General features: G+C 73.4%; 15 protein-coding genes and 1 tRNA gene. 6 read left to right on the forward strand and 10 right to left on the reverse strand.

Annotation, left to right across the window (positions count from 1 at the left end; all coding sequences use genetic code 11):
- Positions 1 to 93: 93 nt before the first annotated feature.
- The 4 genes from ykgO to ACFXI4_RS33755 all read right to left on the reverse strand — a co-directional run bounded on the left by ykgO (position 94) and on the right by ACFXI4_RS33755 (position 1,625).
- Positions 94 to 216, reverse strand: a complete 123-nt coding sequence (gene ykgO, locus ACFXI4_RS33740; RefSeq protein WP_362731191.1) for a type B 50S ribosomal protein L36 — start codon at positions 214 to 216, stop codon at positions 94 to 96.
- 35 nt (positions 217 to 251) lie between these two features.
- Positions 252 to 509 carry a type B 50S ribosomal protein L31 gene (locus tag ACFXI4_RS33745; protein WP_384998094.1) on the reverse strand — a complete coding sequence of 86 codons (258 nt, stop codon included), beginning with the start codon at positions 507 to 509 and terminating at the stop codon, positions 252 to 254.
- Positions 510 to 579: 70 nt separating this feature from the next.
- A complete protein-coding gene (gene rpmG, locus ACFXI4_RS33750) occupies positions 580 to 744 on the reverse strand; it encodes a 50S ribosomal protein L33 (protein WP_384998097.1) in 165 nt (54 codons plus the stop codon).
- Between the two features lie 104 nt (positions 745 to 848).
- Complete coding sequence (locus tag ACFXI4_RS33755) at positions 849 to 1,625, reverse strand: sulfite exporter TauE/SafE family protein (protein WP_384998100.1); 777 nt, start codon at positions 1,623 to 1,625, stop codon at positions 849 to 851.
- A 117-nt stretch (positions 1,626 to 1,742) separates the two neighbouring features.
- Here ACFXI4_RS33755 and ACFXI4_RS33760 point away from each other — a divergent pair, with 117 nt between their 5' ends.
- Positions 1,743 to 2,213 carry a DNA starvation/stationary phase protection protein gene (locus ACFXI4_RS33760; protein WP_384998103.1) on the forward strand — a complete coding sequence of 157 codons (471 nt, stop codon included), beginning with the start codon at positions 1,743 to 1,745 and terminating at the stop codon, positions 2,211 to 2,213.
- 32 nt (positions 2,214 to 2,245) lie between these two features.
- On the opposite strand, the gene ACFXI4_RS33765 is transcribed toward ACFXI4_RS33760, so the two are convergent.
- On the reverse strand, positions 2,246 to 3,178 hold the full coding sequence (locus ACFXI4_RS33765; RefSeq protein ID WP_384998106.1) for a LysR family transcriptional regulator: 933 nt from the start codon (positions 3,176 to 3,178) through the stop codon (positions 2,246 to 2,248).
- Positions 3,179 to 3,250: 72 nt separating this feature from the next.
- Between ACFXI4_RS33765 and ACFXI4_RS33770 the strand changes: the two genes are divergently transcribed.
- Positions 3,251 to 4,150 carry an SDR family NAD(P)-dependent oxidoreductase gene (locus ACFXI4_RS33770; RefSeq protein WP_384998109.1) on the forward strand — a complete coding sequence of 300 codons (900 nt, stop codon included), beginning with the start codon at positions 3,251 to 3,253 and terminating at the stop codon, positions 4,148 to 4,150.
- Positions 4,151 to 4,525: 375 nt separating this feature from the next.
- On the opposite strand, the gene ACFXI4_RS33775 is transcribed toward ACFXI4_RS33770, so the two are convergent.
- Both ACFXI4_RS33775 and ACFXI4_RS33780 read right to left on the reverse strand, forming a co-directional pair.
- Positions 4,526 to 4,735 carry a hypothetical protein gene (locus ACFXI4_RS33775; protein ID WP_384998112.1) on the reverse strand — a complete coding sequence of 70 codons (210 nt, stop codon included), beginning with the start codon at positions 4,733 to 4,735 and terminating at the stop codon, positions 4,526 to 4,528.
- Positions 4,736 to 4,857: 122 nt separating this feature from the next.
- A complete protein-coding gene (locus ACFXI4_RS33780) occupies positions 4,858 to 5,712 on the reverse strand; it encodes a Cof-type HAD-IIB family hydrolase (protein ID WP_384998115.1) in 855 nt (284 codons plus the stop codon).
- A 225-nt stretch (positions 5,713 to 5,937) separates the two neighbouring features.
- On the opposite strand from ACFXI4_RS33780, the gene ACFXI4_RS33785 reads away from it, so the two are divergent.
- From ACFXI4_RS33785 to ACFXI4_RS33800, 4 genes are all read left to right on the forward strand, one after another.
- Positions 5,938 to 7,341 carry a glutamine synthetase gene (locus tag ACFXI4_RS33785; protein ID WP_384998118.1) on the forward strand — a complete coding sequence of 468 codons (1,404 nt, stop codon included), beginning with the start codon at positions 5,938 to 5,940 and terminating at the stop codon, positions 7,339 to 7,341.
- A complete protein-coding gene (locus tag ACFXI4_RS33790; RefSeq protein ID WP_384998121.1) occupies positions 7,341 to 8,483 on the forward strand; it encodes an amidohydrolase family protein in 1,143 nt (380 codons plus the stop codon). The genes ACFXI4_RS33785 and ACFXI4_RS33790 overlap by 1 nt, the downstream gene beginning before the upstream one ends.
- A 42-nt stretch (positions 8,484 to 8,525) precedes the next feature.
- A complete protein-coding gene (locus ACFXI4_RS33795; RefSeq protein ID WP_351316004.1) occupies positions 8,526 to 9,053 on the forward strand; it encodes an NUDIX hydrolase family protein in 528 nt (175 codons plus the stop codon).
- A gap of 570 nt (positions 9,054 to 9,623) precedes the next feature.
- A complete protein-coding gene (locus ACFXI4_RS33800) occupies positions 9,624 to 10,208 on the forward strand; it encodes a muconolactone Delta-isomerase family protein (RefSeq protein ID WP_384998124.1) in 585 nt (194 codons plus the stop codon).
- Positions 10,209 to 10,279: 71 nt separating this feature from the next.
- Here ACFXI4_RS33800 and ACFXI4_RS33805 read toward each other — a convergent pair.
- The 3 genes from ACFXI4_RS33805 to ACFXI4_RS33815 form a co-directional block, all read right to left on the reverse strand.
- Positions 10,280 to 10,353, reverse strand: a tRNA-Pro gene (locus tag ACFXI4_RS33805).
- Between the two features lie 104 nt (positions 10,354 to 10,457).
- Entirely contained in the window at positions 10,458 to 10,817 is a 360-nt protein-coding gene (locus ACFXI4_RS33810; RefSeq protein WP_384998127.1) for an MmcQ/YjbR family DNA-binding protein, read from the reverse strand.
- A gap of 30 nt (positions 10,818 to 10,847) precedes the next feature.
- Positions 10,848 to 11,278: GNAT family N-acetyltransferase (locus tag ACFXI4_RS33815; RefSeq protein WP_384998130.1), on the reverse strand; the 431-nt coding region annotated here is incomplete at its 5' end.

The following is an 11,278-nucleotide window of genomic DNA, read 5'->3' on the forward strand; positions in this document are numbered from 1 at the left end:
GTTGGGGCTCGCTTTGGGGCCCTGGGGGGGGGCGGGGGTCGGGGGCGGCCCGCGGGGGGGGGGCGGGGGGCCCGTCCTGGTAAGCGACTCCCGTCAGCCCTGGCGGGCCTTGGAGCGGGGGTCCTTCTTGTTGATCACGTAGACCACGCCGCGTCGGCGGACCACCTGGGCGCCGGGCTTGGCCTTCAGTGAGCGCAGGGACTTGCGTACCTTCATGGTGCTGTTCTCCTCGTGTCGGTCGCCGGGCCGGCTCAGCCGCGGGCGGCGGTACGGCCGTAGCGGCGCTCGAAGCGCTCCACCCGGCCGGCGCTGTCCATCACCCGTGACCTGCCGGTGTAGAAGGGGTGCGACGCGGACGAGACCTCGACGTCGATCACCGGGTACGTGTTGCCGTCCTCCCACTGAACCGTCCGGGACGAGTCGGCGGTGGAACGGGTCAGGAACGCCACGTCCGCGGCACGGTCACGGAAGACGACGGGCCGGGAGACGGGATGGATGCGGGGCTTCATGGGGTTGTCCTTCCTGGGGCCTCGGTCCGGTGGTGGTCCCGGAGGGGTCGGGCCCGGTCGTTCTCGGCGGTCAGCGCTCTTCGCGGAACTCGACGTGCGCGCCGGCCACCGGGTCGTACTTGCGCAGGACCAGGCGGTCCGGGTCGTTCCGGCGGTTCTTGCGGGTCACGTAGGTGACTCCGGTCCCGGCCGTCGACTTCAGCCTGACGACCGGACGCAGGATGCTGCGTGCCATGAGGTTCTCCCTTCGCCCATACCCGTGATCACTGATCCGAGCATGTCAATCACGATGGCTGTAACACCGGGTCCCCCGGTCGCATTCCCGGGCCGGCGGACCGGCTAGCGCAGGAGGAGCTGCAGGCCTCCGACGATCGTCGCCGCGATGACCAGCTGCTCGAACAGCCGCTGGTTGATCCGGTCCACCGCCCAGGTGCCGAGCAGCGCGCCGGGCACGACGAACACCACGAGCGCGGCGTCGAGCAGCAGCGAGTTGCCGTCGATCAGCCCGAGGCCGGCGCTGAAGGGAACCTTGGAGACGTTCACGATCAGGAAGAAGAACGCCGAGGTGCCGAGGAACCCTAGCTTGCGGAAGCCCGCCGACAGCAGGTACAGCGACATCACCGGTCCGCCCGCGTTGGCGACCATCGTGGTGAAGCCGCCGAGGACGCCGTACGAACCGGCCTTCACCTGGCCCGCCCGGGTGGTGACCTCGTCCGGGTCCTCGTCGGGGCGGTCGGCCCGGCGCCGCCGCCACAGGGTGACCCCCGCCATCAGCAGCAGGATCGCGCCGATCGAGGTCCGTACGACCTGGTCGTCGGCCCACACCAGGAACAGGGTGCCGGTCACCACGCCGCCCGCGACCGCGGGGAACAGCCGCCACAGCGTGGGCCAGTGGGCGTGCCTGCGGTAGGTGGCGACGGCGAGGACGTCGCCCGCGATCAGGATCGGGAGCAGCACGCCGGTGGAGGCGCGGGCCGGGAGGACCGCCGCGAAGACGGCGAGGCTGACGGTGTTGGCCCCGCTGACGGCGGTCTTGGAGAAGCCGACGAGCAGTGCGGCGAGGGCCAGGGCGGCGAACTCCCAGCCGGATATGTGCCAGAGGGTCATGGTGTTCATGCGGGGACCGATGTTATGTCCGGACAAGCAGATCCGGTAGGTGCCGTCTCGCCGTTTACGCCTTTTCACCAGGGGCACCCGGTCGGTGACCGCAGCACGAGGAAGGGAACCGCAGGCATGACCGTGGTGAAGAGCACGCTGGCCGAAGGAGCGCTCCGGGTCACCGGGACCGCCCTCCAGGAGACCCTGGTGGATCTGCTGGGGCTGTCGCTGGTCGGGAAGCAGGCGCACTGGAACATCGTGGGGCCCCGGTTCCGTTCGATCCATCTGCAGCTCGACGAGGTGGTCGCCACCGCGCGCGCCTACTCGGACACCGTCGCCGAACGTGCCGCCGCGCTGGGCGTGGCTCCGGACGGCCGCCCCGAGACGATCGCCGCGGCCTTCTCGCTGCCCGGCGCCAAGGACGGCTGGCTGCGGGACGACGAGGTCGTCGACCTGATGGTGCGGACGCTGGAGGCGGCGATCGGACGGCTGCGCGAGCGCATCGCCGCGACCGACGAACCCGACCCGGTCACCCAGGACCTGCTGATCTCGATCACCGCGGACCTGGAGAAGCAGCGCTGGATGTTCGCGGCCGAGAACACCTGAGCTTCACGAACGCCCGCGCCGGGGCACCCCGTTCACCTCTGCCCCTCCGGCAGGTCCGCTTCGAGCGCCGCCGCCCGCAGGGCCGCCGTCACGCGGGTGACCGCCTCCGTCGGCGGCTGGGGCAGCCGGGCCAGCAGCTGGCGCCGCTGCTCCTGAGGTCCGCCGCGCACCGGCAGGATCCGGACGCCCGGCGGCGCGGCGGCGGCGAGGGCGGCCGGCACGGTGGTCAACCCGCAGCCGGCCGCGACGAGTTGGAGCTTGACCAGCCAGTCACGGACGGTGTGGACGATCTCGGGCCGCTCGTCCAGGCCGGGCCACACCCCCATCAAGCTGTCCTCTCCGGCCGAGGGACCGGCGATCCAGCGCTGTCCGCGCAGGTCGGCCACATCGACGAAGTCACCGCGGGCCAGCGGATGGGCGGACGGCAGCGCCAGGCACAGGGCACGCTCGGTGAGGGTCCGCAGCACCAGCGGCGGTGACTCGGCGTCCGGCGCCCGGAACGGCGGCGCCGACGCGAGCAGCGCGAGGTCCAGGCTGCCGGCACGCAGGGCGCGGACCAGAGCCGGGGTGGTGCCCTCTCGGCCGATGACCAGCAGGCCGGGGTCGGTCCGGCGGAGCGCGGCCAGGGCCCGGGGCACCAGCACGGCACCCGCGGTGGGGAACCAGCCCAGCCGGACCGATCCGGCCCCTTCCGGCAGGCCGGAAAGCTCCCGTGCCGTCGCCCCGATCTCGTCGAGGACGACGGTCGCGCGCCGCATGACGACCCGGCCGGCCGCGGTGAGCCGTACCCCGTCCCGTCGCCGTTCCAGCAGTTCGGCGCCGGCCGCCCGCTCGATCGCGGCGATCTGCCGGGACACCGCGGACTGGGTGTAGCCCAGCGCGGCGGCGGCCGCGGTGAAGGTCCCCTGTTCGGCCACGGCGCGGAAGACGCGCAGCGCGGTCAGTGACACATCGTTGAAGTCCATGACGTTGACGCATACTACGTGTGCCGAACTTTCGTTGGACTCATGGGCACGGAGGTTCCTAGCGTTGCGGGCATGAACGCATCACCGACAGTGCGACGCGTCGCCCTCGTGACGGGCGCCAACCAAGGTCTCGGCCGTGCCCTCGTCGAGGGCCTGGCCGCCCGGCTGGCCCCGGACGACCTGGTCCTGCTCACCGGCCGCGACCGGCGGCGGGTGACGGACGCCGCCGCCGAGGTCGCCGGGCTGCCCGGCACCCGTGCCCGCGTCGAGGGCCGGGTCCTGGACGTCACCGACACCGACGCCGTCGTCCGCCTCGCCGACCAACTCCACGCCCGCCACGGCGGGGTGGACATCGTCGTCTCCAACGCGGTCGCCCGGGTGCTGCCCGACGAGTCGCAGTCCGAGCGGGCCGACGAGTTCATCGACGTCTCCAACACCGCCACCCACACGATCCTGCGCTCCTTCGGGCCCGTGCTGCGCCCGGGCGGCAGGCTGCTGGTCGTCGCCAGCTCGCTCGGGACGCTCGGCCACCTCGACCCCCGGCTGCACCATCTGTTCGACGGCGCCACCCTCGACCAGGTGGAGTACGCCGTCGAGTCCTGGCGCAGCGCCGTCCACCAGCACACGGCAGCCGAGGCGGGCTGGCCCGCCTGGCTGAACGTGCCCTCCAAGGTGGCCCAGGTGGCCGCCGTGCGCGCCGCCGCCGCCGGACGCCGGGAGCAGGATCTGGCCTCCGGCACCCTGATCGCCTCGGTCTGCCCCGGCATGGTCGACACCGCCACCTCCCGCCCCTGGTTCCGTGACCACAGCCAGGCCCAGTCCCCCGCCGACGCCGCCCGCGCCGTCCTCGACCTGGTCTTCGCCGACCACGTCGACCCCGCTCTCCACGGCGAGCTGATCCGCTTCGGCAAGCCGCTGCCCTGGCACGACGGCACGCCCCCGGTGGAGCAGGACCGCCTGGTCAGGCCATGAGGCACCGCGCCGTGAACATCCAGCACAGCGTCGTCCCGCAGCACCCGGCCAGGCGTTCCACCATGACGGCCGTCCGCACCCCCTCCGGCCACTCCAGCACGGCCGCCTGCGCCACCCTCGCGGTCCGGACCCGGTCGCGGGCGAGCGGGTCGCCGAGGGCATCGTCGAGACCACCGGCAGCCGGCGGGGGAGGATCGCACGGCTGGAGCCGACCGACCCGGCGTCCGTCACCGCCTTCCACCGCCTTCGTGGCCGATCGGCAGGGACCGCCGCACGTCCTGGTCCCGCATCGTCGTCGTCAGCTCCACCGGTCACCGGCCGTCTCCGGTGGTGTGGGACGACATCGACGCTCCCCGGGCAGGACCCGTGGCTCGCCTACGGCCGGTCCAGGACCGCGGGCGTCCTGTTCGCGGTGGAGACCACCCGGCGCTGGACCGCGGACGGCATCACCGCCAACGCCCTGATGCCCGGCGCCATCCACGCCGGCCTGCGGCGCCACACCGGCGGCCGCGGCAGCGGGCAGGTGCCGGCGGAACCGATCACGACCCCGGAGCAGGGCGCCGCGAGCTCGGTCCTGCTCGCCACGTCACCCCTGCTCGAAGGCGTCGGCGGACGGTACCTCGACGACTGCGACGAGAGCCGACCGCCGACCCGGACAGCGCCCCGCTGTTGCGGGACCTGTCGGAGGAACTCCGCGCCGGCTGACGTCACAAGCCCAGGATCCGGGCGACGGTACGCAGCACGCCGTTGTCGTTGTTGGACGGGGCGAGGTGGCGGGCCCGGCCGATGACGTCCGGGTGGGCGTTGGCCATGGCGAAGGACCAGTCGGCGGCGTCGAGCATCTCCAGGTCGTTGAGGTAGTCGCCGAAGACCATCGTCTGGGCGGGGGTGATGCCCAGCTCGCGCTGGAGGCCGCGCAGGGCGGTGCCCTTGTTGGCGGTGCGGTTCATCACGTCGACCCAGTGCTCGCCGGAGACCACGACCTGGTGGGTGCCGGCGAAGCCGGCCAGGGCCGGGGCGGTGGTGCGCTCGGCGGGCCCGAAGTCGAAGAGCGCGACCTTGATCACGTCGTCGTCGACGGCGGTGAGGTCGTCGACGACCCGGTGCTCGACGTAGTAGCGGCGGACCTCGGTAAGGAAGGCCTCGTCCGCGCGCTCCACGTACGCGGACCGCTTGCCGCAGACCACGGCGCCCACGTCGACCCCGTCGGCGACCAGCCGGCGCACGGTCCGGGCGAGGTCGCCGGCGACGGCCGCGCCGAGGACGTCCGAGCTGAGCTCGACGCCGTCGCGCACCACATAGGTGCCGTTCTCCGCGATGAACACCATGCCGTCGGCCACGTCGGCGAACTGCCGGGCCAGGGTGGCGTACTGGCGGCCGCTCGCCGGGCTGAACAGCACACCTCGCCGGCGCAGCTCGGCCAGCATCGGCCAGAGTCCCTCGGGGATGCGCTTCTCGTCGTCGAGGAGGGTGCCGTCCATGTCGGTGACGACGAGACGGATGTCGGCGGGGCCGGCCGGGAGGCCGGGCGTGGCGAGGAGGGAGGCTGGCGAGGCGGGCATGTCCTGCTTCCGAGTGGGAGACGGCTTCGTACACCAGTCTCCCGCACGCCGCCGGCCGGACCGGAGACGGCCGTGGAGATCCGCGTGACGGCGCGATCACCGTACGCCACACCGCCCCGAGCCGCGCCGGTGCCGACTCCCCGGCGCCGGTGCCGCAGTTCGGCGCGGTCGCCGTGAAACCCTGACCGGGACGTGTGCATCCGAGCCCGTCGAGGAGGACGCCGTATGCCACCCCTTGTCGACCCCGTACCCGGCGGGCGTCCCGGTGAACTCGCCCGGGCGCATGCCCTCGCCCATGAGCTGTCCGCTCAAGGGGTGCGCGCGATCGTGCTGGCCTATGTGGACACCGCCGGGATCTGCCGGGTGAAGACGGTCCCCTGGCAGCGGCTCCAGCAGGCGACGGCCTGGGGCGTCGGCATGTCCCCGGTGTTCGACACCTTCCTGGCGAACGACGCGATCGTCCGTACCGACGTCCTCGGCTCGCCCGACGGCGACCTGCGCCTCTACCCGGATCTGGACCGGCTGGTGGTGCTGGCCGGGCAGCCCGGCTGGGCCTGGGCCCCCGTGGACCGGATCACCCAGGAGGGCGACCGGCACCCGGGGTGCAGCCGCACCTTCCTGCGCCGGACGGTCGCCGACGCCGAGGGCCGGCTCGGCCTGACCTTCAAGGCGGGCATCGAGATCGAGTGGGCGCTCGGCCGGGCCGCCGCCCCCGCCGACGAGTTCGCCCCGGCGGCCCTGGGGCCGGCGTACGGCGCCGCCCGGCAGATCGAGCTGAGCGACTACGCCGCCGACCTGCTCGCGGCCCTGGACGCGCAGCAGGTGCCGGTCGCCCAGTTCCACCCCGAGTACGCCCCCGGCCAGTTCGAGCTCTCCACCGACGCCCTGGATCCGGTGGCCGCCGCCGACCAGAGCGTGCTGGTACGGCAGACCATCCGCGCGATCTCGCAGCGGCACGGCCTGCGGGCCTCCTTCTCCCCGGCCGTCACCGAGCGGGGCGTCGGCAACGGCGGCCACCTCCATCTCTCCGTCTGGCGCCACGGGATCAATCTGCACACCGCGGGCGACGGCCGGTACGGCATGACGGGCGAGGCCGAGTCCTTCCTGGCCGGGCTGCTGGCCCATCTGCCGGCGCTGACGGCGGTGACCGCGCCGAGCCCGGCCAGCTATCTGCGGCTCAAGCCCTCCCAGTGGGCCGGGGCGTTCACGGCCTGGGGCCGGGAGGCCCGGGAGGCCGGTGTCCGGGTCATCACCGGCACGACCGGCCATCAGAGCCGGGACGCCAACCTGGAGGTCAAGCCTGTCGACCTGGCCGCCAACCCGTATCTCGCCATCGGCTGCGTCATCGCCGCGGGACTCGACGGTTTCACCTCGGGGGCGGCCCTCCCCGAGGAGGTCGTCGACGACCCGGCCCGGCTGATCCCGGACGAGGCGGTCGCCCGGGGCGTACGACGGCTGCCGGCCTCGCTGATGGAGGCCGTCGACGCCTTCCGCGAGGACAAGGTGCTGCGCACGGCTCTCGGGCCGGTCCTCGCGGACGCGGTGGTCGCCGTACGCGAGGGCGAGACGGCGACCGTCACCGGGCTCGACGACGCCGGGGTGGCGGCGGCCTACCGCTGGAAGTACTGATGCCGGGACCGGTCCGGGAGGCTCTCGACGCGCTCCCCCTCGTCGACCACCACTGCCACGGCGCGGTCACCGCCGACCTCGGCCCGGCGGAGTTCGAGTCGCTGCTGACCGAGGGCACGGCCTGGCCGGGCATGTCGGCGTTCGACAGTCCGGTCGGGGTCGCCGTACGCCGGCACTGCGCGCCGCTGCTCGGCCTGGACCGGCACGCGTCCGCCGCCGACTACCTGGCGCGCCGCGCGGAACTGGGCTGGCAGGAGGTCAACCGCCGGTTCCTCACCGCCGCGCACGTGGAGACGTTCTGCGTGGACACCGGCTACGCCCCGCATCCGGTCACCTCGCCCGCCGACCTCGCGGACGCCTGCGGCGCCGCCGCCCACGAGGTGGTCCGGTTGGAGAGCGTCGCCGAGGCGGTGGCCGCGCGCGGTGTCGACGCCGGCGAGTACGCGTCCGCGTTCCGGGCGGCGGCGGAGGCGGCGGTACGGCGGCCGGGGGTGGTGGCGGTCAAGTCGGTCGCCGCCTACCGCACCGGCTTCGGCCTGGATCCGGCGCGGCCGACGTACTCCGAGGTGACCCGGGCGGCCGCGCTGTGGCTCGCGCGCGGCGGCGGCCTCACGGACCCGGTACTGATGCGCCATCTGCTGTGGACCGCCGTCGCCCTCGGGCTGCCGCTCCAACTCCACGCGGGTTTCGGGGACTCGGACCTGCGGCTGCACCGGGCGGACCCGGCCCTGCTCACCGACTGGCTGCGGCTGACCGCCGGCACCGTCCCGGTGCTGCTGCTGCACTGCTGGCCGTACCAGCGCCAAGCCGCCTATCTGGCCACGGTGTTCGAGCAGGTGCACCTCGACGTCGGGCTCGCGCTGCACTACGTGGGACCGGCCCGGGCGGGCGCGGTGCTGGCGGAGGCGATGGAGATCACTCCGTTCCGCAAGCTGCTGTACAGCTCGGACGCTTATGGTGTGGCGGAGTTCCACCTTCTCGGTGCGCTGTCCTTCCGGCAGGGGCTGGCCGGAGTGCTCCAGGAGCGGGTGGACGCCGACGAACTGAGCCACGCCGACGCAGTGAGGATCGCCGCCTGGACAGGACGCGACAACGCCCGTCGCCTCTACGGACTTCCCGTATCGGACCCCGGCCGCGACTGAGCGCGCGCCCCACCCGGAAAGTATGATCAATCAATGTCTGACATGACCGAAACCACGCCCGGATGGCTGTCCTCCGACGAGCTGGAGATGGCTCGCGCCCGCATGCCGATCCTGTACGTGGAGGCCGTGCCCGTACGGGTGGACGACAGCGGTGAAGTCACCAGCATCGGACTGCTGCTCCGTATCGGCCCGGACGGAACGGTGAGCCGGACCCTCGTCTCCGGCCGTGTCCTGCATCACGAGCGGGTCCGGGACGCTCTCCTGCGTCATCTGGAGAAGGACCTCGGCCCTGTCGCGCTGCCCCGGGTGCCGGCCTCCCTGCAGCCGTTCACGGTCGCCGAGTACTTCCCGACGCTGGGCGTCACGCCGTACCACGACCCGCGTCAGCACGCGGTGTCGCTGGCCTACATCGTGCCGGTGACCGGGGACTGCCGGCCCCGCCAGGACGCCCTGGACCTGGTGTGGTTCAGCCCGCAGGACGCGGTCTCCGCGGCCGTGCAGAGCGAGATGCCCGGCGGTCACGGGGTGCTGCTCAAGCAGGCCCTGGCGCACGTGGGGTGCGTGGGCTGACGGGCCGGGAGGGCGAGGTCCCACAGGGTCAGGAGGCGACCCCGGCCCCGCTGGTGCCGTCGGGAGGTCCTGTTCGGCCCAGACGCTCGTGGAGTCGCCGGGGAAGCGGGCGCCCCGGCGCCGGGACAGGGCGGCGACCGGCCGGAGGCCGCGGCCGCCCTCGTCGGTGCAGATGGCGTGCCGGATCCGCTGCCTGTACGTCTTGGCCCGGCGCCGGTCGCCGATGCCGGCCACGGCCAGGTGCACCACGGCGTCGACGCCGGCCAGGACGGCCGGGTCCAGGCGGGCACCGGGTTCCCGGGAGGCGGATTCGCCGCCGCCGGCCGGCGGGGCGCGGACCGGCCGCGGGTCAGGCGAGCACGCGGCGGCCGTCGGCGAGCAGGGACCGGGTGAGGGCGGAGGCGATGAGTCCGGTGGATCCGGTGATCGCGACGCGCATGGCGTTCTCCGATGAGCGAATGCTTGAGAGTTAGAACTCTCACGGGTCAGAGCACTCCGGCGCACTGCCGCAGGAGCGGACGGAACCGGCCTGGCCGACCCTGGAAGCGCCGACCGCCGAGGAGGGCCGAGATGGAGTATCTGGTCACGATGACCACCCGCGTTCCGGACGGTACGACGGAGCGGGAGGTGGCCGAGGTCAGGGCCCGGGAGGCGCCTAGCCGCGAACTCGCCGCGCGGGGGCGGCTGCTGCGGCTGTGGCGTCCGACGCTGGGACCCGGCGCATGGCGCTCGATCGGCCTGTTCGACGACGACGGCCCGGACGCCCTTGAACACACGCTCGCGGGGATGCCGTTGCGCGTCTGGCGGACCGACGTGCCCGTCGGACTCGGCCCGCACCCCGCTGATCCGGGCCGGGGCGCGGTGGCGGTCGCGGCGGACGGCGACGAGTACCCGGTCACCTTCACCGAGGAGGAACCGCCCGGCACGGGCACGGCGGACCCGGCGGGGTCGCGGCAGGTGCGTGCCCTGGCCACCGCGGGCCGGCTGGTCCGTCTGTGGACGCTGCCGGACCGGGGACGCGTCATCGGCCTGTGGCAGGCGTCCGGGGCCGACCGGCCGCGGGAGATCGCGCACGCCCTCGCGGTGGCCGGCCCGGGCCCCGTCGACACGGTGCCGCTGGCCCGTCACCCCAGCGATCCGGCACAGGTGACCTGAGCGGCCGGCCGGGGCGGCGCATGCGAAAAAGGGCCCTCACAGGCTCTCGCCTGCGATGACCCTTCGCACCGTCGGGACGACAGGATTTGAACCTGCGACCCCTTGACCCCCAGTCAAGTGCGCTACCAAGCTGCGCCACGTCCCGGTGCCGTCTGACCTGGGAATTCCCTGGTCGAAACGCGCAAGGAAACAATACCGCACTCGGGCAGGTGGTCGCGCACGCCTTTTGGCCGCGCGGTGCGGCGGGCCTCAGCCCGGCCCGGGGGACCCCACCTCCGGGCAGGTGTCCAGGAGTCGGGGCGGGGCCGCCTGCCGCCAGGAGTCGGCGAGGATGTCGCGCAGCTCGGCCTCGTCCTCCAGGGCGGCCAGCCGCACCCGGACCCAGGCGAACTGGGCCTCGTGGGAGGCGATCCAGAACTTGTCCGGCTCGGCGAGGACCAGTTCGTCACGCTCCTCCTTGGGGCAGCGCACGGCGATGGATGTCTCGTTCTCGGGCAGTGTGGCGAACATCTTCCCGGCGACCCGGAACGTGGGCATGTTCCAGGCGGTCTTCTCGCTGGTGTCCGGCAGGGACAGCGCGACACGGCGTACGTCTTCGGCTTCCGGCATGCCCGGAACCGTATCCCCTGCCACTGACAGTCAGCTGGTCAGCGCCCCGACCCGCTTGTAGTAGAGGGTCGTCGGCCGCAGCACACCGCCGGGGTCGGCCGCGTAGTTTGGGATGACTCCGGCGCGGGTCCAGCCGGCCGAGCGGTAGAGGTGCTCGGCGGGGCTGTCCGTCTCGGTGTCGAGGTGGAGCAGGGTGATGCCGGCGGCGCTCGCCGCCCCTTCGGCGACGGTCAGCAGCCGTCTTCCGACGCCCTGGCCGCGGGCCTCACGGTGGACCATCAGCTTGACCAGCTCGGCGCGGTGCCGGCTGTTCGGCTTGCCGGGGAAGGCGAAGGCCAGGCTCACCGTGCCGACGACCCGGTCCGCGCCGTCCAGCGCGGCCCAGACGGCGAGCCGCCCGGCGGCCACGGCCTCCGTCCGCCCCCGCCACCAGGCGTCGGCTTCCTCGCGCCCGAAGGGCG

It is taken from the genome of Streptomyces sp. NPDC059224, assembly GCF_042754285.1.
Taxonomy (GTDB): domain Bacteria; phylum Actinomycetota; class Actinomycetes; order Streptomycetales; family Streptomycetaceae; genus Streptomyces.